The organism is Streptomyces sp. NPDC028722, from assembly GCF_040637655.1.
Taxonomy (GTDB): Bacteria; Actinomycetota; Actinomycetes; order Streptomycetales; family Streptomycetaceae; genus Streptomyces.
Map to the genome: position 1 here is coordinate 339,851 of NZ_JBEZWU010000002.1, position 19,333 is coordinate 359,183.

Annotated in this window: 19 protein-coding genes; 9 read left to right on the forward strand and 10 right to left on the reverse strand. The window is 72.8% G+C overall.

Going from position 1 to position 19,333, the window contains the following annotated elements; translation table 11 throughout:
- The first annotated feature begins 17 nt into the window (after positions 1 to 17).
- On the forward strand, positions 18 to 1,910 hold the full coding sequence (locus AB0F03_RS03970; RefSeq protein WP_361986254.1) for an arabinofuranosidase catalytic domain-containing protein: 1,893 nt from the start codon (positions 18 to 20) through the stop codon (positions 1,908 to 1,910).
- Positions 1,911 to 2,111: 201 nt separating this feature from the next.
- Here AB0F03_RS03970 and AB0F03_RS03975 read toward each other — a convergent pair whose 3' ends face one another.
- The 3 genes from AB0F03_RS03975 to AB0F03_RS03985 all read right to left on the reverse strand — a co-directional run bounded on the left by AB0F03_RS03975 (position 2,112) and on the right by AB0F03_RS03985 (position 5,605).
- Positions 2,112 to 2,486, reverse strand: a complete 375-nt coding sequence (locus AB0F03_RS03975; RefSeq protein ID WP_361986256.1) for an STAS domain-containing protein — start codon at positions 2,484 to 2,486, stop codon at positions 2,112 to 2,114.
- Between the two features lie 394 nt (positions 2,487 to 2,880).
- A complete protein-coding gene (locus AB0F03_RS03980) occupies positions 2,881 to 4,512 on the reverse strand; it encodes an RICIN domain-containing protein (protein WP_361986257.1) in 1,632 nt (543 codons plus the stop codon).
- Between the two features lie 301 nt (positions 4,513 to 4,813).
- Positions 4,814 to 5,605: a hypothetical protein gene (locus AB0F03_RS03985; protein ID WP_361986259.1), complete on the reverse strand. Its 792-nt coding sequence runs from the start codon at positions 5,603 to 5,605 to the stop codon at positions 4,814 to 4,816.
- A gap of 202 nt (positions 5,606 to 5,807) precedes the next feature.
- On the opposite strand from AB0F03_RS03985, the gene AB0F03_RS03990 reads away from it, so the two are divergent.
- Genes AB0F03_RS03990 through AB0F03_RS04005 form a run of 4 tightly spaced genes read left to right on the forward strand, consistent with a single transcriptional unit; the run spans position 5,808 to position 9,562 of the window.
- Positions 5,808 to 6,752 carry an ATP-binding cassette domain-containing protein gene (locus AB0F03_RS03990; protein WP_361986261.1) on the forward strand — a complete coding sequence of 315 codons (945 nt, stop codon included), beginning with the start codon at positions 5,808 to 5,810 and terminating at the stop codon, positions 6,750 to 6,752.
- Positions 6,749 to 7,588, forward strand: a complete 840-nt coding sequence (locus AB0F03_RS03995) for an ABC transporter permease (RefSeq protein ID WP_361986262.1) — start codon at positions 6,749 to 6,751, stop codon at positions 7,586 to 7,588. Before AB0F03_RS03990 ends, AB0F03_RS03995 begins: the two co-directional genes overlap by 4 nt.
- Before the next feature lie 55 nt (positions 7,589 to 7,643).
- Positions 7,644 to 8,900, forward strand: a complete 1,257-nt coding sequence (locus tag AB0F03_RS04000) for a sensor histidine kinase (RefSeq protein WP_361986706.1) — start codon at positions 7,644 to 7,646, stop codon at positions 8,898 to 8,900.
- Entirely contained in the window at positions 8,897 to 9,562 is a 666-nt protein-coding gene (locus AB0F03_RS04005) for a response regulator transcription factor (protein WP_361986264.1), read from the forward strand. Before AB0F03_RS04000 ends, AB0F03_RS04005 begins: the two co-directional genes overlap by 4 nt.
- Positions 9,563 to 9,635: 73 nt before the next feature.
- Here AB0F03_RS04005 and AB0F03_RS04010 read toward each other — a convergent pair whose 3' ends face one another.
- A complete protein-coding gene (locus AB0F03_RS04010) occupies positions 9,636 to 10,709 on the reverse strand; it encodes a sodium-dependent transporter (protein ID WP_361986265.1) in 1,074 nt (357 codons plus the stop codon).
- A gap of 169 nt (positions 10,710 to 10,878) precedes the next feature.
- On the opposite strand from AB0F03_RS04010, the gene AB0F03_RS04015 reads away from it, so the two are divergent.
- Positions 10,879 to 11,715 carry a hypothetical protein gene (locus AB0F03_RS04015; RefSeq protein WP_361986267.1) on the forward strand — a complete coding sequence of 279 codons (837 nt, stop codon included), beginning with the start codon at positions 10,879 to 10,881 and terminating at the stop codon, positions 11,713 to 11,715.
- On the opposite strand, the gene AB0F03_RS04020 is transcribed toward AB0F03_RS04015, so the two are convergent.
- The 5 genes from AB0F03_RS04020 to AB0F03_RS04040 are packed head-to-tail and all read right to left on the reverse strand — an operon-like array spanning position 11,696 to position 15,698.
- Positions 11,696 to 13,060 carry a HAMP domain-containing sensor histidine kinase gene (locus AB0F03_RS04020; RefSeq protein ID WP_361986269.1) on the reverse strand — a complete coding sequence of 455 codons (1,365 nt, stop codon included), beginning with the start codon at positions 13,058 to 13,060 and terminating at the stop codon, positions 11,696 to 11,698. The two genes, AB0F03_RS04015 and AB0F03_RS04020, sit on opposite strands and share 20 nt — an antisense overlap.
- Positions 13,057 to 13,719: a response regulator transcription factor gene (locus AB0F03_RS04025; RefSeq protein WP_361986271.1), complete on the reverse strand. Its 663-nt coding sequence runs from the start codon at positions 13,717 to 13,719 to the stop codon at positions 13,057 to 13,059. The genes AB0F03_RS04020 and AB0F03_RS04025 overlap by 4 nt, the downstream gene beginning before the upstream one ends.
- A complete protein-coding gene (locus AB0F03_RS04030) occupies positions 13,673 to 14,401 on the reverse strand; it encodes a phosphatase PAP2 family protein (RefSeq protein WP_361986708.1) in 729 nt (242 codons plus the stop codon). The genes AB0F03_RS04025 and AB0F03_RS04030 overlap by 47 nt, the downstream gene beginning before the upstream one ends.
- Positions 14,402 to 14,412: 11 nt before the next feature.
- On the reverse strand, positions 14,413 to 15,018 hold the full coding sequence (locus AB0F03_RS04035) for a phosphatase PAP2 family protein (RefSeq protein ID WP_361986273.1): 606 nt from the start codon (positions 15,016 to 15,018) through the stop codon (positions 14,413 to 14,415).
- Positions 15,015 to 15,698 carry a DedA family protein gene (locus AB0F03_RS04040; RefSeq protein WP_361986275.1) on the reverse strand — a complete coding sequence of 228 codons (684 nt, stop codon included), beginning with the start codon at positions 15,696 to 15,698 and terminating at the stop codon, positions 15,015 to 15,017. The genes AB0F03_RS04035 and AB0F03_RS04040 overlap by 4 nt, the downstream gene beginning before the upstream one ends.
- Positions 15,699 to 15,815: 117 nt before the next feature.
- Between AB0F03_RS04040 and AB0F03_RS04045 the strand changes: the two genes are divergently transcribed.
- On the forward strand, positions 15,816 to 16,187 hold the full coding sequence (locus AB0F03_RS04045) for a BlaI/MecI/CopY family transcriptional regulator (RefSeq protein ID WP_361986277.1): 372 nt from the start codon (positions 15,816 to 15,818) through the stop codon (positions 16,185 to 16,187).
- Positions 16,184 to 17,113 carry a M48 family metalloprotease gene (locus AB0F03_RS04050; protein ID WP_361986279.1) on the forward strand — a complete coding sequence of 310 codons (930 nt, stop codon included), beginning with the start codon at positions 16,184 to 16,186 and terminating at the stop codon, positions 17,111 to 17,113. Before AB0F03_RS04045 ends, AB0F03_RS04050 begins: the two co-directional genes overlap by 4 nt.
- Positions 17,114 to 17,438: 325 nt before the next feature.
- Here the strand turns inward: AB0F03_RS04050 and AB0F03_RS04055 are convergent, their stop codons facing one another.
- Complete coding sequence (locus tag AB0F03_RS04055) at positions 17,439 to 18,239, reverse strand: crotonase/enoyl-CoA hydratase family protein (protein WP_361986281.1); 801 nt, start codon at positions 18,237 to 18,239, stop codon at positions 17,439 to 17,441.
- Between the two features lie 101 nt (positions 18,240 to 18,340).
- On the opposite strand from AB0F03_RS04055, the gene AB0F03_RS04060 reads away from it, so the two are divergent.
- Complete coding sequence (locus AB0F03_RS04060; RefSeq protein ID WP_361986283.1) at positions 18,341 to 18,868, forward strand: helix-turn-helix domain-containing protein; 528 nt, start codon at positions 18,341 to 18,343, stop codon at positions 18,866 to 18,868.
- Positions 18,869 to 19,333 lie beyond the last annotated feature (465 nt).

The following is a 19,333-nucleotide window of genomic DNA, read 5'->3' on the forward strand; positions in this document are numbered from 1 at the left end:
CGACCCAAAGGAATGTCATGTATATAACAAGAAATGCCGTCGGTGACACAGGTTGGCCGCCCGACCGGGTACCGGTCCGCAGACGGGCGAGGGCCGTGGCGGCCGCGCTGGCCACAGTCGCCCTCGCCCTCGGTGTCCTGATCGGGGTCCCCGCCGTGTCGCAGGCGGCGGGCTCACTGCCGTGCGACATCTACGCCGCCGCCGGCACCCCCTGCGTCGCCGCGCACAGTTCGACGCGCGCCCTGCTGTCCTCGTACAACGGCCCCCTGTACCAGGTCACCCGCGCCTCGGACGGGGCCCGGGCCGACATCGGGCCGCTGTCCCAGGGCGGTTACGCGGACGCCGGCCGGCAGGACACGTTCTGCCAGAACACCACGTGCCGCATCACGAAGGTCTACGACCAGACGTCACGGCACAACGATCTCACTCCGGGCCCCGCCGGCACCTCGGGCATGGGCGCCGACCGCGGCGCGGACGCGAGCGAGATCGCCGTCACGGCCGGCGGCCACAAGGTGTACGGCATCTGGATCTCACCCGGCGTCGGCTACCGCTACACCGGGGTGGCGTCCGGTGTCGCCGTCAACGGTCAGCCGGAGGGCGCCTACATGGTGGCCAGCGGCACGCACGTCGGCGCCGACTGCTGTTTCGACTACGGCAACGCCGAGAGCACCCCGGCCGACACCGGCAACGGTCACATGGACGCGGTGAGCATCGCGACCACGTGCTACTTCGCGCCGTGCAGCGGCTCCGGCCCCTGGGTCGAGGCCGACCTGGAGAACGGCATGTTCCAGGGGGACAACGGGTCGAACACCGCGAACCGCGGGAACGGCACCCCCTTCGTCACGGCGGTGCTGAAGAACGACGGACAGACCAGGTACGCGCTCAAGGGCGGCGACAGCCGGTCGGGCGGGCTCTCGACCTGGTGGGACGGCGCACTGCCCACGCGCGGCGGTTACCGGCCCATGCACCAGGAGGGCGGCATCATCCTGGGCACCGGCGGCGACAACAGCAACTGGAACCGGGGCACCTTCTTCGAGGGCGTGATGGTCGCCGGCTATCCGACCGACGCCGCCGAGAACGCCGTCCAGGCGAACGTCGTCTCCGTCGGCTACTCCGGTGAGACGGACGTGCCCGACGGACCCCAGGGCACGATCACGGGGCCGGGCGGCAAGTGCGTCGACGCCGCCGCCGACGACACCGGTGGCAACGGCACCGCCGTTCAGCTGTGGGACTGCCAGTCCTGGGCCGAGGACCAGCACTGGCAGCACAACGCCGACGGCTCCCTGAGCACGATCGGCAAGTGCCTGGACATCGAGGGCAACGGCACGGCGGGCGGCGCCGAGGTGCAGCTGTGGGACTGCGACGGCGCCGGCGGCCAGAAGTGGGTGCAGCAGGCCGACGGCTCGCTCCGCAACCCCCGGTCGGGCCGCTGCCTGGACTCACCCAGCGGTGCGACCGCCAACGGCACCCGCCTCCAGATCTGGGACTGCAACGGCGCCGCCGCGCAGAAGTTCTCCGTCGACGGCGGCGCCCCGGTCGCCGGCCCGGGTGCCAAGTGCGTCGACGTGGCGGCCGACGACAGCGGCGGGAACGGCACGGCGGTACAGCTGTGGGACTGCCAGTCCTGGGCCGTGGACCAGCACTGGTACCACCACACCGACGGCTCGCTGGGAACGCTGGGCCGCTGCCTGGACATCAACGGCAACGGCACGGCCAACGGCACCCAGGTCGAACTCTGGGACTGCGACGGTGCCGGCGGCCAGGTCTGGAACCAGCGATCCGACGGCTCACTGGTCAACCCCCGCTCGGGCCGCTGCCTCGACTCGCCCAGCGGTGCGACCGCCAACGGCACCCGCCTCCAGATCTGGGACTGCAACGGTTCCACCGCCCAGAAGTTCACACTGACCTGAGAAGCCTCGCCCGAACACCGGCGTGGGCGAACCGATGTCCGGCAGCCAGGACCGCCGTACGGCCGTTCGCCCGCGACCCGGGCAGACTCGGGTGGAAGGTGAGGGGCTCGGTGTCACCGGTCTCCTGGTGTCTGATGGCACTGTTCGGGGACGCCAACCGGTGGCTGCCGCCCCTGCCGGCGTCGCACCGCACCGCACCGGTCAGGCGGAGCGGGAGGACTGCGGCATCTCCACGTTCTCGCGGCCGGTGGAACGGTGGGCGGCTTCCACGGTGGGGTAGAGGGGGAACAGCGCGTCGAGACCGAGAAGGCGCAACGTCTGCTGGTAGTGGTCGTCGAGGGCGGCCAGACGCAGGCTGCCGTCGTGCTTGTCGAGGAGGCGCAACAGCAGGATGAGCATGCTGATGGCGGAGCTGTCGAGGTACCGCACGGTGGAGGCGTCCAGGATCAGGGTGCGGCAGCCCTGCCTGATCAGGTCCTCGCACTGGGCACCGACCATGGGCGCGTTGTCGTAGTCGATCTCTTCCGGCAGCTGCGCCACCATGGTGTCCCCGTGCTGCATCCGCACCGTGATCATGCTGAACGTGCTCCCGTCCCGACCGGATTCGGTCCCATTGTGTCGCGGACACTCCTACCCCGGCCCCGGTCTTCCACCCGAGGTCGCGAGTCGGAGCCTGATCCTACTGAGCGGCTCGCGGCCCGTGAGCCGCTCAGGGGCCGGCGGGGAGAGAGAAGGGGAGGGCCGGTCGGTCGTCGATCCGCCCTCGTCGAACACGGAGACGGGGAAGGTTTCCCGGCATCCGAGGATGCGGGAACCTTCCCCGTCCCACTGCGTGGGCTCGGCCGCTGAACAGGGTGTTGCGCCATGGGCACGTCAGTCAGCGGCGGGGCCGCCCCTGGCGTCCGGGCCGGAATGGCGGAGGCCGGCCGCGCCCGCCCGGGGACGCGGGAGCGCTGGGAGGAGAGCGGATCTAGCCGAGGGTCCATTGCTGGTTGGGCCGGCCGGTGCAGGTCCACAGCTCGGCCGGGGTGCCGTTCGTGGTGGCGGCGCCCGTCACGTCCAGGCACAGGCCCGACTGGACCCCGGTGATGGTGCCGTCGGAGTTGAACAGCCACTGCTGGTTCGGCTGACCGTTGCAGGACCAGGTCTCCACCTTGGTGCCGGCGGTGGTCCGGTTGTCGTACGCGTCCAGGCACATCTGCGAACCGCCGGAGTAGACGGTGAGCTGGTGGGACGGGGTGCGGGTCCAGATCTGACCGGCGCCCCCGTCGCAGTCCCGGATCTGCACCGACGTCCCGGCGGTGGTGTTCGGGACGTCGAGGCACTTGCCGGCGCCGACGGCGTGGATCTCACCGGTGACGCTGCCGCCGCTGCTCCCGCCCGCGACGCGGTACATGACGGTGCCGTGGGCCGGCACGGAGGCCCTGATGGTGCCCGAGGTGGTGGAGGCCGCCCCGGACCACAGATCGGTCAGGGAGTAGGCGGACGCGCCGGTCTTGCCGATCGCGGCGGCGGTGGTGCTGATGGTCGCGGTCGATCCGGTCTCGTTGAACAGCGCCACGGACACGTCGCCGCCCGCGAGCGGCTTGGCCAGGACATCGAGGCCGCCGGAGGAGGAGACCATGGTGCCCTGCTTGCCCAGGGCGTCCTGGTCGACGGCGATCACCCGGGAGTTGGTGTAGATGGACAGGGTGCTGGAGCCGGCGGAGGTCAGGTCCGTGCCCGCGATGAGGGGCGCGGCCATCTCCGCCCAGAGGCTGAACTCGGTACGGGCCTCGGTCGCGGACAGTCCGTTGTTGCCGACCTCCAGCATGTCGGGGTCGTTCCAGTGGCCGGGGCCGGCGTAGGAGGCGAGTCCGACGTTGCTGTGGAAGATGGACAGCATGCTGGAGAAGCTCGCGCTGATGTCGCCGGTGGTGCGCCAGCTGTTGCCCACGTCCGCGCCCCAGGTCCACACGTCGTCCTCCCCCCAGTTGCACAGGCTGTACAGGATGGGCCGGCCGGTGGCCGCGAGCGCGTCGCGCATGGCGGTGTAGCGGGTCCGCGCGGGCGCGCCGGTGTTGTTGCAGTTGTCGTACTTGAGATAGTCCACGCCCCAGGACGCGAAGGTTTGCGCGTCGGTGGTCTCGTGGCCGAGGCTGCCCGGGTAGCCGGCGCAGGTGGCGGTGCCGGCGTCCTCGTAGATGCCGAGCTTCAGGCCGAGGGAGTGCACGTAGTCGGCGGTGCCCTTGATGCCGGAGGGGAATTTCGCCGGATCCGGCACGAGGTGGCCGCCGGAGTCACGGGAGTGCGTCATCCAGCAGTCGTCGATGTTGACGTACGTGTACCCGGCGGCCTGCATGCCGTTGGTGTGCATGGCCTGCGCGGTGGACCTGATGAGCGAGTCGGAGACGTTGCAGCCGTAGGCGTTCCAGTCGTTGAAGCCCATCTGCGGGGTGGGCGCGAGGCCGTTGCCCGACGCGGCGGCTGCCGGCGGGGCCGCGCCGAGAGCGATCAGCGGGGCGAAGAGGAGCAGGAGGAGACTGGTCAGGGTCAGTGCCAACGCTCTGGAGGGGACCGGAGCGCCTTGACGCGGTGGTGCGGCCTTCCGACAGCTGTTCATGGTGCATCGACCTCCTGGGACCGTTCGTGGAGGGTTGCTCCGGCGCGGCGGAACAGAGCACGGCCCAGAGGGCGAGCGCACGGAAGCGACCATAAACAAACAAAGTTGCTCACTCAGAGAAGCCGCCCGGCCTCGCCCCGTCAACCCCTCTGCACCGTCCTTGCGGCCTGGTGCCCCACGGACCCGTCGGATTCGGGCCGCCGGCCCGCCTGCCGTCCGGAACCACCACGATCCGACGCAGCGGGCCGGCGGCCCCGCCTCCGCGGGCGCCGGCCCGCTGGTGAACCCCCGGAAACGGCCCTCAGAACGCGGCCGGGGAGCGTGTGCCGCGCTGTGACACGGTCAGGTAGCTCACGAAGCCGATGATCGCGGCCGTCCACGCGAGGGTGACCGGCGCCAGGCCGAGACCCAGGCCGCCGCGGGTGTGGCCGAGTGCCGTCCAGTCGGCGAGGGAGGCGCCGAGGGGGCGGGTGATGACGTACGCGGTCCAGAAGGCGGTCACCGCGTTCAGGGCGCCGAAGCGGTGGGCCAGGGCGGGGACGCAGATGGCGGCGGCGAAGAGGACCACCGATCCCAGATAGCCCAAGCCGGCCGTGGCGGTGAGGTCGCCCGCGGCGGTGCCCAGCGCGAAGGTGGCCAGGACGGCCGCCCAGTAGAACGCTTCGCGACGGCGCGTCCGGATGCTGTGGACGGACAGCGTCCGCTCGCACCCGTACCAGAGGACGAACACCGCGGCCAGTACGGCCATGAAGGCCGGCGTCGACACCGCGTACGGCACGCCGAGGCCGACGTGCAGGACGTCGGCGGCCATGGTGCCGAACACGCTGACCATGACGACCGCTGTCCAGTACGCCCAGGCGACGTACCGGCGCAGAGCGAACTGCACGGCCAGGGCGGCCACCAGGGCGAGGCCGCCGAACGCGACCGCCGGCACCGGCCCGAGCAGGCGGGCGAGGAGGTCCGACGCCGTCTCGCCCATACCGGTGGTCAGCACCTTGATGATCCAGAAGTAGACGGTCACCTCCGGCACCTTGTCCGCCATCCGGCGTACGGGGGTGAGGGGGCGGTCGTCGAGGACGTGCTCAGTGGTCATGATCCGCACGATGGCATTCCGCACCTGAAAGCAACCTGAACGGCGTGCCCCCGGCAGCGGCATCACGTAGTACCGCGGTACGACCGGACGGTCGCGGATCAGTCCCCGGTACCACCGGCCCGGGGCGGTTCGGCACCTAGCGTGGTCACTGAGGCGTCAGGGGCGACCGATGGACGCCCGTGCCCGACAGGAAGAAACACGAATGATCGACGCACAGCAGTTGACGAAGAGGTACGGCGAGAAGACGGCCGTCGACGGGCTGGACTTCGCCGTCAGGCCGGGCACGATCACCGGTTTTCTCGGGCCCAACGGCGCCGGGAAGTCCACGACCATGCGCATGATCGTCGGGCTCGACGCGCCGACGAGCGGATCCGTGACGGTCAACGGCCGCCACTACGCCCGGCACCGGGCACCGCTCCAGGAGGTCGGCGCCCTGCTGGAGGCCAAGTCGATCCACCCGGGCCGCTCGGCCCACAACCACCTGAAGGCGCTCGCGCTGACGCACGGGATTCCCGCGCGGCGGGTCGAGGAGGTCATCGACCTCGCCGGACTCGGCAGCGTGGCGAAGAAGCGGGCCGGTGCCTTCTCCCTCGGCATGGGCCAGCGGCTCGGCATCGCGGCGGCGCTGCTGGGCGACCCGCAGACGGTGATGCTGGACGAGCCGGTCAACGGACTGGACCCGGAGGGCGTCCTCTGGATCCGCAACCTGCTGAAATCGCTCGCCGACGAGGGCCGGACGGTCTTCGTGTCGTCCCATCTGATGAGTGAGATGGCTCTGGTCGCGGATCACCTGATCATCGTCGGGCGGGGACGGCTGCTGGCCGACACCACCGTGGCGGACCTCATCCGCGAGGCGGGCGGCGACACGGTGCACGTGGCCACGCAGGACCCGGCGCGGCTGCGGGACGTACTGGCCGGACCGGGCGTCGACATCACGGGCCGTATCGGATCCGACGGACTTCAGGTGACCGGGCTGAGCGCCCGCGAGATCGGTCTGAAGGCGGCCGAGCACGGCATCGCGCTGTTCGAACTGAGCTCGCGGACGGTATCGCTGGAGGAGGCGTTCATGGAGCTGACCAGGGATGCCGTGGAGTACCACGGCACCACGACCGTCGAGAGCCTCGAGACCGCCGGGAGGCCCGCATGAGCACGCTGACGACGACCGCCGAGGCACCGCCCGCCGCGCCCGCCCGCCCCGCCTACCGGGTGACCGGACGGCGCGTGCTGGCCTCGGAATGGGCCAAACTCTGGTCGCTGCGTTCGACCTGGATCACCCTGGGCCTCGGACTGCTCTTCCTCGTCGCCTTCGGGCTGATCGCGTGCAGCCGCTACCGGTCCGGCAGCCACTCCGGTCACCTGGACAGGGACTTCGCCGCCGCGACGGCCGTGAGCCTGTCCCTCTTCGGCACCAACTTCGCCCAGCTCGCCCTGGGCGTGCTCGGCGTACTGGTCACGGCGGGGGAGTACTCCACCGGCATGATCCGCTCCACCCTGGCGGCCGTACCGCGCCGGCTGCCCGTGCTCTGGTCCAAGGCGGCCGTCTTCGGACTGGTGGCACTGGTGGTCGGCACCCTGGGCGCCTTCGTCGCCTTCGGGTTCGGCAGCGGCATCGTCTCCGGCACGCCCGCGGCGATGAGCCTGTCGCACGCCGGAGTGCCCCGCAGTCTGCTGGGCGCCGGGCTCTACCTCGGGCTCGTCGGCGTCATCGGTGTCGCCCTGGGCGCGCTGCTGCGGTCGGTGGCCGGCGGCATCTCGGTGCTGGTCGCCACCTTCATGCTGATCCCGGGCCTCGTCTCCCTGCTGCCCAGCTCCTGGCGGGACGACATCAGCCCGTACCTGCCGAGCAACGCGGGCGAGTCGCTGTTCGCCCTGACCCACGACAGCACCACCCTGTCTCCCACGGCCGGACTGCTGGTCTTCCTCGCCTGGACGGCGCTCGCCCTGGCGGGGGCGGCGTACCGGCTGGTGCGCAGCGACGTCTGACCGCCCGCACCATGGGCAGGTGACCACCTTGACCACCACCGAGGACGTCAGCGGGATGGGACCGCTGGTCGCCCGGCTCGCCCGGGGCGGCCAGCGGCTGCGGCACGCCGACCGGGCGCATCCCTGGGTGCTGGACACCGCGGTGGTGGTGCTGGTCTTCGTGATGTTCTGCCTGCCCGACCTGCTGCACGGCGGTGCCGGGGACGGCGACGGTCCACGCCGGTTCCGGCTCGCCTTCACCCGGCTCGCCCCGTCGGCCATGCTGCTCCTTCAGGCCGGTCTCGTGCTGCCGCTGCTGTGGCGGCGGCGCCGACCCCTGGCGGCCTTCGGCGTGATCACGGCCGTCTTCGTCCTCCAGTGGTCCCTGGGTGCCGCGCTGCGCGCGGACATCGCCCTGTTCATCGCCCTGTACAGCCTGGCCCTGCACGGACGGCTGCGGCAGCTGCCGTGGGCCTGCGGGGCCATGGCGGCCGGGATGGTGCTGGTCGCGGTGCGCGCCTCGGCGGCGGTGTCCGTCTGGGACGCGCTGTTCTTCCTGCTCAGCACGGCGACCGCCGCCCTGGCGCTCGGCCTGATGGTACGGATCCGCCGGGCCCAGCTCGCCGGGCTGCGGGACCGGGCGGCCCGCCTGGAGATCGAACGCGACCAGCGCAGCAGACTCGCGGCCGCCACCGAACGCGCCCGGGTGGCCCGCGAGATGCACGACATCGTCGGCCACAACCTGTCCGTCATGATCACTCTCGCCGACGCCGGTGTGTACGCCACGGACACCGCTCCCGAACGCGGCAAGGAGGCCCTGCGGCTCATCGGCGACACCGGCCGGACGGCCCTCGGCGAGTTGCGGCGCGTGCTCGGCGTCCTGCGGGAGGCGTCGGACGATTCCGCCAGGGCGCCGGAACTCAGCCCGCAGCCCGGCGTCGCGGACCTCGCGGCACTGTGCGATGGTGTGCGCAGCGCCGGCCTGGACGTCGTCTACCGGACCGTCGGCGACGTGGAGGCCCTGGACGGCGGGGTGCAGTTGACGGTCTACCGCATCGTCCAGGAAGCCCTGACGAACACCCTCAAGCACGCCGGCCCCGGCACCCGGGTGAACCTGTCGGTCGTCGTCGAGGACACCCGGCTGGTCATCCGGGTCCGGGACGACGGCCCGGCCGGACGCCCCGGACCGCCGAACGAGGAAGGACACGGCCTGGTGGGCATGCGAGAACGAGCGGCGCTCTACGGCGGCGACGTGAGCGCCGGACCCGCGGCCGGCGGCGGATGGAGGGTGGAGGCCACCCTCGACCTGACCCCCCAGGCGGGCGCACGATGACCACCGTGCTCATCGTGGACGACCAGCCCCTCCAGCGCTACGGCTTCCGGGTGCTGCTCGACTCCATCCCGGAGACCGAGGTGGTCGGCGAGGCCGCGCACGGCGCCGAAGCCGTCCGCAGGACCGCCGAACTGCGCCCCGACGTCGTCCTGATGGACGTGCGGATGCCCGGCATGGACGGCATCGAGGCCACCCGCCGGATCACCGCCGCCGGCGACCGCTCCCGCGTCCTCGTGCTGACCACCTTCGACCTCGACGAATATGTCCACGCCGCCCTGCGGGCCGGGGCCAGCGGCTTCCTCCTCAAGGACGCGCGCCCGGAGGAACTCCTCGCCGGCATCCGGGCCGTCGCGGCCGGGGACGCGGTCATCGCGCCGGCCCTCACCCGCCGCCTCCTGGACGAGTACGCCCAGCACGTGCCCGCTCGCCGCGGCGAGTCCGACGACCCGAGACTGGGCTCCCTCACCGACCGCGAGCGCGAGATCCTCGTCGCCATCGGCAAGGGCTGGACCAACGGCGAGATCGCCGCCCACTTCGTCGTGTCCGAGTCCACCGTCAAGACGCATGTCGGCCGCGTCCTGTCCAAGATCGGCGCCCGCGACCGCGTCCAGGCCGTGATCTTCGCCTACGACCTGGGACTCGCCCGGCCCGGGGCCGGGTGAACGGACGGCGGGCAGCGGGGTCGTGCCCGCCGGCGGCCATCCGGCCGGGTCGGCCCTGCTCGTTCGCCCCCCGTCAGGCGGCGTCCGGACGGGATGAGCGCCGAGGGCGCGTCCGCACGACCCGGTTCGCGGCCGTCTTCTGCAACAGGCCGTACGCGAGGACGGGCAGCAGCAGATGGGGCTTGTCGGGCAGCGTGGTCGTCAGCAGCACGGCACCGGCGCTGCTGTTGTTCATTCCGCACGCGAGAGTGAGGGAGGAGGAGACGGACGGGTCGAGGCGCAGGACGCGCCCCGCGACACGGCCGGTGGCGAAGGACAGCGCGCACACCACCGCGGCCACGGCCAGCGCCGCGGCGAGCAGGAGCGGCCGGGGACGCGCGACGAAGGAACCCAGGGCGCCACTGGCGTTGACGTACGTCAGGACGAGCGAGCCGGCCAGCGCCACCGGGACGACGGTGCTCAGCAGACGGTTCAGCCGGTGACGCGGCACGACGAGCCGGCACAGCACTCCCGCCGCGCAGGGCCCCACCACCCCGGTCAGGGCGAAACCGCCGCTCAGTGTGTGTCCGGCCGCGGTCATCGTGCGGGCGTACCCGCCGTCCAGCAGCGGGGCCAGCGCCTCGACGGTGACGGGGATCGAGAGCGGGCTGAGCAGGGTGGACACGAGGACCAGTCCGACCATCGTGGGCTGGTCGCCCTGGCCCTTGCCGGTCCATACCGTGGCCCCGGCCGCCACCGGCATGGCGACAATCATGATCATGGCGGTCAGCAGTCCGCTGCCGCCGTCGGCGTCGGGAGAGCGGTGCAGCACGAACGCGACGAGCGGGATGATCAGCAGGGGAGCCGTCATGTGCAGCACGAGCCCCGCCACCAGTGCTCTCGGGCGGCGCAGCAGCCGGCCCAGCGCGTGCGCCGGGACCTGTAGCCCGGCCGAGAACAGCACGAGGCCCAGCAGGGACGAGGACACGGGCAGGGGGAGTCCGGCGCCGTCGCCCAGCGGCAGGGCGGGAGCGTGCCGCAGCCACAGGCCCGGGGCCGGCAGGACCAGCGCCAGGAGATAGGCGAGAGCGACGGCCCGGCCCAGCCGTCGGCGCAGCCAGGCGGTCGTGCGGTCGGTGCCGTCGCGGTTCGCGGGCGTGGTGTCCATAGGGGCGTACCTCCGTCGGGGGCGTGGGGCGCGGACGGGGTGTCGCTATGGGCGGGCGAGGGGCGCGGGGGCACATGGGTCCCATGGTTCACGCGTGGGCCGGGTGGGACGGGCGGGGCCGCGCGGCAGTCAGGATGTATTCAGGTTCCCGGTGGCACGGTCGGGCCTCATGACATACGAGACCTCCGAGACCGCCGGCGTCCCCAGCGCCCCGCCGGCCCCGTCCGGCCACCGCCCCCGCTGGAACAAGGTGCCCGAAGTCACCGTGTACTTCTGGGTGATCAAGGTGCTGTGCACGACGGTCGGCGAGACCGCGGCCGACATGCTCGACGAGAACCTCGGCCTGGGACTGACCGGCGTGTCGCTGCTGATGAGCGTGCTGCTGGCCGCCGTGCTCGTCGTCCAGTTCCGCACCACCGCCTACCGTCCCGGCGTCTACTGGCTCGCCGTGGCCCTAATCAGCGTCGTCGGCACACTGATCAGTGACAACCTCACGGACAACATGGGCGTGCCGCTGACCACGAGCACCACGGTCTTCGGACTCGTCCTCGTGGTCGTGTTCGCCGTCTGGTACCGCCGTGAGCGGACGTTGTCCATCCACAGCGTCGACTCTCTGAGCCGTGAGTCGTTCTACTGGCTGGCGGTGCTGTTCACCTTCGCCCTCGGCACGGCGGCCGGCGACCTGGTCGCCGAACGCATGGACCTGGGTTACTGGGTCTCCGCGGTGCTGTTCGCCCTGGCGATCGCCGCGGTCGCGGTGGCGCACTTCGCCCTCGGCCTGAACGCGGTGTGGAGTTTCTGGATCGCCTACGTGCTGACCCGGCCGCTCGGCGCCTCGGTGGGCGACTACCTCTCCCAGCCGGCCGGCGACGGCGGCCTCGGGATGGGCACGGTGGTGACCAGCGTGCTGTTCCTCGCGGTCATCCTCGGCCTGGTCGTGTACCTGGCGGTGACCCGCAAGGACGTCATCGAGCGGGAGCGGGCTGTCACCCGGCCGGCAGGCTGACCACGAACCGGGCCCCGGGCGTGTGACCGGGGTCGTGGAACACCTCACCGCCGGCGGAGCGGGCCAGGCGTCGCGCGAGCGGCAGTCCGAGGCCCGCTCCGCCGTGCCCGTCGTCCGGGTCGGCCCGTCGTCCGGGCTGGAAGAGCTGCGCGACGAAGGCGTCCGGCACACCCGGCCCGTCGTCGGTGACGTCGATGCGCAGGCGACCGGGCTCCGGGGCCGTACGGACGACGACGCCCGAGCGGGCGTACCGCAGGGCGTTGGCGAGCAGCGGGCTGACGATCCGCTGGAGGAGGGCCGGTGCGACCCCTGCCTGCTGCTGCGCCTCCTCGCCGGTGACGGTCACCGTCAGATGGTCCGGTGTGTCCAGGTTTTCGGCGAGCCGGCGCAGCGTCGGCAGCACCTCGGCCGTGCCGGGAACGACGGCCGCGCCCTCACGCGCGTCGTCGAGCAGCGTGTCGCAGATGGTGCGCATGGACTCGGCGGCGTCCGCGACGACCTGGTGGGCGGCCCGGGTCTCGTCAGGCGTACGCGGGCGGGCCTGCCACCAGTCGAGGGTGGCGATGATCCGGCTGAGCGGGGTGCGCAGTTCGTGCGACAGTTCCCCGGTCAGCTGTCTCTCGTGGCGCAGCACGGCGCGGATGCGGTCCAGCAGTGCGTCCAGCGAGAGGCCGAGCCCGGCGAGTTCGGCGGGCCGGCGCAGGGTGCCGAACCGGTCGTCCGAGCCCACGGCGCTCCACTGGGCCGCCTGGTCGGTCATGGTGCGTACGGGGCGCAGAGCGCGGCCGACCGCCAGACGGGTCAGCGCGTAGGTGCAGGCCAGCATCACCGCGTCGAGGGCGAACGACCCGAACAGCAGGGCGTCGGCCGAGCTGCGGTAGGGGGAGAGGTCCAGGGCCGTGACGACGGTGGCCGCGCCGCTGCCCTCGGGCACCGGCTGGGAGCACAGGCGGACCGGTTCCGGTCCGGCGGCGGTGACGCAGTGCGGCCCGCCGCGCTCGGCGAGTGCGCCGGCGACACGGTTCAGCGCCGCGGCGGGGGAAGGCGGTCTCTCGAGCAGCCGGGTGCCGGCGTAGATCCACACGTTGGCGTCGAGGAGCTGGTCGTTGGAGGTCTCCAGGACGCGCACCGTCGGACCGCTCGTGTCGACGGTCGTGGCGACGGCGGCGGCCCGGGCCCGCAGCTCGTCGTCGGCCTGACGCCGGAGGTGGTGGCGGACGACGGTGTTGAAGACGACGGTGAGGATCACCATCAGGAGCGTGGCGGTGGTCAGCGCCACGAGGGAGAGCCGGCCGCGCAGGGTGCGCGGAGCCAGCCGTGACGCGAGTGACCGGAACGGCATCATGACAGGCGGTGTCCGATCCCGCGGGCGGTGCCGATGGTCAGGGCACTGCCGCTGTCGCGCAGCTTGCGGCGCAGCCGGGTCAGGTACTGGTCGAGGGTGTTCTCGCTGACCTGGGCGCCTTCGGGCCAGCCCGCCCTGACCAGTTCGCGCCGGCGTACCACGTCCCCGTTCGCCGCCATGAGCCTCGCCAGGAGACGGAACTCGGTCGGGGTCAGATCGACGCGGTGGCCGTGCACGGTCAGGCTGTGCCCGACGGGGTCCAGGACCAGGTCCCCGGCCGTGGCCGCGGGACCGGGCGCGGCGCGTCTGACGGCCGCGCGCAGCCGCGCGGCGAGTTCGGCGATGTGGAAGGGCTTGGGCAGATAGTCGTCGCCCCCGGCGGAGAATCCCGCGAGACGGTCCGTGAGGCGGTGACGGGCTGTCAGGAAGATGACCGGCGCCAGGAATCCGTTCGCGCGCATCGCCTGGCACACGTCCCGTCCGTCCGCGTCCGGCAGCCCCACGTCGAGCACGGCCGCACCGACCTCACACGTGGCCAGCCGCAGCGCGGTGGCACCGTCCGCGGCGGGCACCGGGTCGAAGTCCTCCTCACGCAGGCCGCGCAGCAGCACGTCACGCAGGATGTGATCGTCCTCCACGACCAGGATCCTGGTGCGCATGGTCCTCCGTCGGGTCGATGGGGGTGTTCGCGGGGCCGGTGAGGAACCGGTCGGGCAGCCACCAGGCCATGATGCACAACCACAGGCCGAGCCAGCCGATACCGAGCAGCCAGCCGCCGACCACATCCGTGAACCAGTGCACCCCGAGGTAGACGCGGGTCAGCCCGACCAGCGCGCCCCAGCAGCCCGCGGCGGTGGCGAACAGGGTCCGCCCGCGCGGCTCGCGCAGGCATATCGCCGAGATCAGCAGTCCGGCGGCGAGCGCCGCCGTGGTGGTGTGCCCGGAGGGAAAGGCCCAGCCCGAAGCGTGCGTCGCCCAGTCCGCCCGGGGCGGGCGGGCCCGGGCGGCCAGCGTCATCACGCCGTACCGCACGGCCTGTCCGGACGCCAGGCACAGGACGGCGAGGCCGGCGGCGGGCAGTCGGTGACGCGGGGTACGGACCGCGACGATCCCGGCCAGCACGGCGAGCGCGTACGGCACGACACCCGTCCCGCTGGCGGTGAGCCCGCGGGCCAGCGCCACGGCCACGGCGGGACGGTGGGCCACGGACCAGGCGTGCAGACGGCCGTCGGTGAACAGGGGGCCTCCGTCGCCGGACACGCACAGGGTCAGCACACAGAACCCCGCCAGGGCCCCGAGGCCGACGCTCGCCGCCACATCGGCCACCTCGTCCCGGCGCACGACGCCCCGGCTCACGACGCCACCAGCAGCGCGCGCAGGCGGGTGGCCGTGACCTGCCGGACCAGCCTGTCCGCGGGGCGGCGCAGTGCTGCCACGGCGAGCAGCGCGACCAGTGCGCCGACGGCCGCGCCGGCCGCCACGTCGTGCGGGTAGTGCACGCCGACCCAGACGCGGGACGCCGCCATCGCGCAGGCCGCGACGGCCGCGACGGCGCCGAGACGACGGGAGACGGAGTACAGCGCCACCGCGGCCGCGAACGCGATGGCCGCGTGATTGCTCGGGAAGGACCAGTCGCCCGGTGCCGGGCAGGCCTCCAGGGTGCTGACGTGCAGACTCTGACAGGGCCGCTCCTCGCGCACCACCAGTTTCAGGGCGGCGTCCACGCCGTACGCCAGGACCACGATCACCGGGACCGCCAGTGCCCGCACCGCCGCCGCGGCGGCGGTGCGCCGGGCCTGCCACCAGCCGATGACCATGAGCAGCGCGAACAGCCCGAGACCGTACGTCGACCAGACCGACACCAGGCCGTCCAGCCAGCCGGGAGAGCGGTGGGCGAGATCCACCACGTCGGTGTAGGCGAAGCCGTCGACCGACGAACCGCCGAAGGTGAGCATCATCCGCGCGCCTCCTTCGCCTGTGCCTGCGCCCGTACCTTCGCCGCCCGCCGGGAGCGGGCCACCTCGACGGCCAGCGGAATCAGCGACACGGCGACGATCACCGCCACGATGGGCAGCAGATACCGGTCCACGTCGGGGATCGAGGAGCCCAGCCCATAACCGGCCAGGGTCAGGCCCAGGCTCCAGACGAGACCGCCGGCCGCCTGCCAGACGGTGAACGTCCGCGCGGGCACCTGGAGCGCTCCGGCCATCGGGTTCAGCACCGTCCGCACCACCGGCACGAAACGGGCCAGCACGATCGCCCTCGCGTGCCCGTACTTCGCCAGCAGCTCCTCGGCCCGGTGCGCCCCTTCGTGCAGCCTGGCCGAGGAACTGCGGGCGAGCAGCGCGCCCCCCGCTCTCCTCCCGAGCAGGTAACCGCACTGCGCGCCGGCGAGGGCGCCCACGGCGGCGGCGGCCAGCAGCGGTCCGAGCGACAGCCTGACCGGGCCGGCCGTGCCCGTGCACAGCAGACCCGCCGTGAACAGCAGGGAGTCGCCGGGCAGGAAGAAACCGATCAGCAGGCCGGTCTCGGCGAAGAGCACCACTCCGACGCCCAGCACGCCGAAGGCCGCCAGCAGCGAACGGGCGTCCAGCACGTTGACAGCGAGCTGCGACGATAGGTGGATGGGTGTGGTCATCGTCGTGAGCCCTTCGTGCTGACGCGACGGATACGGCGGTACGGCATCCGACCGGTGACTACAATTCTGTAGACGGTCTACTGAACTGTAGACGATGATGGGGTGAGGATCGTTCCCATGAGCGACACCAACGACGAGCGACGCCCGGCCGGCGAGCTGGAGGCCGCCGTCATGGCCGCACTCTGGGCCGCCGGCACACCGCTCACCCCGGGCCGGGTGCAGCAGGAACTCGCGGCCGACCTGGCGCGTACGACGGTGACGACCATCCTGTCCCGCCTCCACGAGAAGGGCGCCGTCGGCCGCGAGCAGCAGGGACGCGGCTACGCCTACTATCCCGTCCACGACGCGGCGGGGCTCACCGCGCGGCGCATGCACGGCGAACTCGACCGGGACACCGACCGCGAGACCGTGCTGGCCCGCTTCGTCGCCCAGCTCAGCCCGGACGACGAACAGGTGCTGCGCCGGCTGCTGGAGGCCGACCAGGCATGATCCTTCTGCTGCTGGTCCCCCTCCTGGCACCCCTGGCGGCGCCGGCCCTGGCGCGGCACGCCCTCGACCGCCTCGATCCCGTCACCGCGCTGTGGGCACTGACCGCCTCCTCGCTCGCGCTCGCGGGGGCGTGCGTGACGGCGCTCGGCGTCGTCGTACTGACCGCCCTGCTCAAGATCCCGGCCTTCGCCGCGCTCGGCGAACTCGTCCACCCCCTGCGCACCCTCTCGGACGGCGTCCTCGTCCCCGCCGCCGCGGCGGCGGCCGGCGTGCTCACCGTCGGCGTCTGGACCCTCGGCCGCTCGGCCGTACGACAGGTCGGTGCCTTCCGCACCGCCCGCACCCAGGCCGACCGCCGCCCCGCCGCCGGCGACCTGTGCGTCATCGACTCACCCCACCCGGACGCGTACGCCCTCCCCGGCCGCCCGCACCGCATAGTCGTCACCACCGCCATGCTGCGCAGCCTCGACGCGGCCGAGCGCGAAGCCCTCTTCGCCCACGAACGCGCCCACAACACCGGTGGCCACCACTACTTCCTCGTCGCGGCCGAACTCGCGGCCCACTGCCACCCCGCCCTGCGCGCGGCCCGCGCCACCATCCGGTTCGCCGCGGAACGAGCCGCCGACGAGGCCGCGGCCGCCGCTGTCGGAGACCGGCGTCTGATGGCCCGGGCCATCGCCCGGGCGGCCCTCGCCGGCCACGACTCCCGTGCGACGCGCCCGGCCTTCACCCCCGCCGCGACCACCGGCCCCGTCCCCCGCCGGGTCGCCGCCCTCCTCACACCCCCCGGCTCCCGCCCGCGCGCCACCCGCTGGATCGCCCTGCTCCTGGCGGCCTGCGCGGCGCTGTCCGTCACCGCCGCGACCGCCGGCGTGCTCACCGTCCATCACGAGGTGGAGGTCGCCCAGGGCGAGGAGAGTCCGTGACCCGGTGAGGCGCTGAGCCGGCGGCGTGGGCGGGGACCGCCGGGGCGCCGAGGAGCATGCCTGTGGCCGCCAGTGCGGTGGCGGCGACGACAGGGCGATACGGATGCGTACGGTGCGCCGAGGGGAAACGCCGCGGTGCCCCGGCAGCTCGCCGGGTCGACCGACCGGTGTCCGCCCGCCACGCTGACCCACTGGACTCGGTGACCCACCGGACCGGACCTTGTGACCCACCCAGTCCGGTGGGTCACAAGATCCGGAGCCCGCGCCGGGCTCCGTCCCCGCACGCCGGCTTCTCTCACAGCGGTTCTCCTGGGTGCGGCGATGGTCAGTGGCCGGTGAAGAGGGCGTCGCGGCGCTCGACGAAGGAGCGGACTCCCTCGGCTCCGTCGGCGGTCGACAGCAGCCGTGCGATGTCGGGGCGCAGCCGCTCGATCGCGGCGCCGTCGCCGTGCTCGTGGGCCAGGTGCGCGGACCGCAGGGCGGTCCGCACTCCCAGGGGGGCCGACTTCTCGGCGATGACCCGGGCGATCCGGGTCGCCCGTTCCACGGCGGCCGGTCCGTCGGCCACGACCTCCTGCACGAGGCCGATGCGGTGGGCCTCCGTGGCGTCGAACTCCTCGCCGGTGAGGATCCAGCGCATGGCGTTGCCCCAGCCGGCTTCGCGGGGGAAGCGGAGGGTGGCCCCGCCGAAGGGGTAGATCCCGCGGCGGATCTCGTACTGGGCGAAGCGGGCGTCCCGGGCGGCCACCCGGATGTCGGCGGCCAGCAGCAGCTCGATGCCCAGGGTCATCACCCAACCGTGCGCGGCGGCGACGACGGGCTTGGACCAGGTCCCGTCCAGCCGCCAGGGGTCCCGGCCGCCCTCGGGCGCGTCGAACTTCCCGGAGGCCAGTTCGGCGCCGACGTCGACCATGTCCAGGCCGCCCGTGAAGTGGTCGCCGTGGGCGAAGAGGACCCCGCACCACAGGTCGTCGTCGGACTCCAGGAGGCCGTAGGCGGCCGACAGCTCGGCGAGCATGGCCCGGGTGAACGCGTTGCGTTTCGCCGGGCGGTTCAGGCCCATGAGCAGTACGTGCCCGTCCCGTTCGACGGTCACCGCGGCGGCATCGGCAGATGCGGCATCCATCAGCTCTCCTCGTCAGTTGCATCATGAGACTTACGGGACGGTAACCGCCCCGCGCGCCGCGGACAAGTCCATCTCATGATGAAACTGATACCGTGACAGGTATGAGGCGGACCTCCTTCGACAACTGGCCCTGCTCGATCGCCCGGACCGTGGACATCCTGGGCGACGGCTGGACCCTGCTCGTGCTGCGCGAGGTCTTCTACGGCGAGTCACGCTTCGACGGCTTCATCACCAGCCTCGGCATCGCCCGCAACACCCTCACCGACCGGCTGCGGCGCCTGGAGGACGCGGGCCTGCTGCACCGGCGCGCCTACCAGGCCGACCCCGTCCGCCACGCGTACCTGCTGACGGACAAGGGCCGCGACTTCTTCGGCGTCCTGGCCGCCCTCAACGCCTGGGGCGACCGGTGGCTGGCCGACGACTCCGGGGCGCCGGTGATCATGCGGCACACGGCCTGCGGCCACGACACCCACGCCCAGGTGGTCTGCTCCTCCTGCGGCGAGCCGCTGCGCCACGAGGAGGTCGACGTGCGCACCGGCCCCGGCTACCCGGCCCGGCTGCTCGACGACCCCGGGGTACGGGCCCGGTTCGAGCGGAACGCGCACCCGGAGGCGGCCGCCGACCGGTGACGCCCGACAGGCTCCCCGCACGGTGCGACGGGCTCCTCGCGCGGTGCGACGGACTCCCCGCACGGTGCGCCGTGGTGCCTGGAGCTGCCGGTCCGGAGCCGCGGTCCGGAGCCGCGGTGCGGTGCCGGGGAGCGGTCGGTCCGGAGCCGCGCCGCCGTGCCAGGAGCGGCCGGTCCGGAGCCGCGCCGCCGTGCCAGGAGCGGCCGGTCCCGATCGGTCCGCGCTCGTCGGCACCGTCCCCCGAGGAGGTGTTCGTGCGCACCCATCCGGAGCTGGTCACCAGGCGCGGGCCGGCCGGCGGGCGGACGCTCTACGGGGTGGACGTAGTGCCGTGAACGCCCCCGGCAGGGACTGTTCGGCCCGCGGAGGTGGGCCGGACGGCCCTTCCGGGTACTCGCCGGGCCGCCGGAGGGTGGGGTGCCGTGCCCCCGGCACGCGTCGTCACCCACCGACCGCCTCCCGACC

Bases quoted from the DNA above. Each gene is read 5' to 3' on its own strand.
- AB0F03_RS04010 (WP_361986265.1), bottom strand. From the start codon at position 10,709: ATGGACACCACGCCCGCGAACCGCGACGGCACCGACCGCACGACCGCC.
- AB0F03_RS04055 (WP_361986281.1), bottom strand. From the start codon at position 18,239: ATGGATGCCGCATCTGCCGATGCCGCCGCGGTGACCGTCGAACGGGAC.
- AB0F03_RS04005 (WP_361986264.1), top strand. From the start codon at position 8,897: ATGACCACCGTGCTCATCGTGGACGACCAGCCCCTCCAGCGCTACGGC.
- AB0F03_RS04025 (WP_361986271.1), bottom strand. From the start codon at position 13,719: ATGCGCACCAGGATCCTGGTCGTGGAGGACGATCACATCCTGCGTGAC.
- AB0F03_RS04000 (WP_361986706.1), top strand. From the start codon at position 7,644: ATGGGACCGCTGGTCGCCCGGCTCGCCCGGGGCGGCCAGCGGCTGCGG.
- AB0F03_RS04015 (WP_361986267.1), top strand. From the start codon at position 10,879: ATGACATACGAGACCTCCGAGACCGCCGGCGTCCCCAGCGCCCCGCCG.
- AB0F03_RS04040 (WP_361986275.1), bottom strand. From the start codon at position 15,698: ATGACCACACCCATCCACCTATCGTCGCAGCTCGCTGTCAACGTGCTG.
- AB0F03_RS03975 (WP_361986256.1), bottom strand. From the start codon at position 2,486: ATGATCACGGTGCGGATGCAGCACGGGGACACCATGGTGGCGCAGCTG.
- AB0F03_RS04050 (WP_361986279.1), top strand. From the start codon at position 16,184: ATGATCCTTCTGCTGCTGGTCCCCCTCCTGGCACCCCTGGCGGCGCCG.
- AB0F03_RS04035 (WP_361986273.1), bottom strand. From the start codon at position 15,018: ATGATGCTCACCTTCGGCGGTTCGTCGGTCGACGGCTTCGCCTACACC.
- AB0F03_RS03980 (WP_361986257.1), bottom strand. From the start codon at position 4,512: ATGAACAGCTGTCGGAAGGCCGCACCACCGCGTCAAGGCGCTCCGGTC.
- AB0F03_RS03970 (WP_361986254.1), top strand. From the start codon at position 18: ATGTATATAACAAGAAATGCCGTCGGTGACACAGGTTGGCCGCCCGAC.
- AB0F03_RS04060 (WP_361986283.1), top strand. From the start codon at position 18,341: ATGAGGCGGACCTCCTTCGACAACTGGCCCTGCTCGATCGCCCGGACC.
- AB0F03_RS03990 (WP_361986261.1), top strand. From the start codon at position 5,808: ATGATCGACGCACAGCAGTTGACGAAGAGGTACGGCGAGAAGACGGCC.
- AB0F03_RS03995 (WP_361986262.1), top strand. From the start codon at position 6,749: ATGAGCACGCTGACGACGACCGCCGAGGCACCGCCCGCCGCGCCCGCC.
- AB0F03_RS03985 (WP_361986259.1), bottom strand. From the start codon at position 5,605: ATGACCACTGAGCACGTCCTCGACGACCGCCCCCTCACCCCCGTACGC.
- AB0F03_RS04020 (WP_361986269.1), bottom strand. From the start codon at position 13,060: ATGATGCCGTTCCGGTCACTCGCGTCACGGCTGGCTCCGCGCACCCTG.
- AB0F03_RS04045 (WP_361986277.1), top strand. From the start codon at position 15,816: ATGAGCGACACCAACGACGAGCGACGCCCGGCCGGCGAGCTGGAGGCC.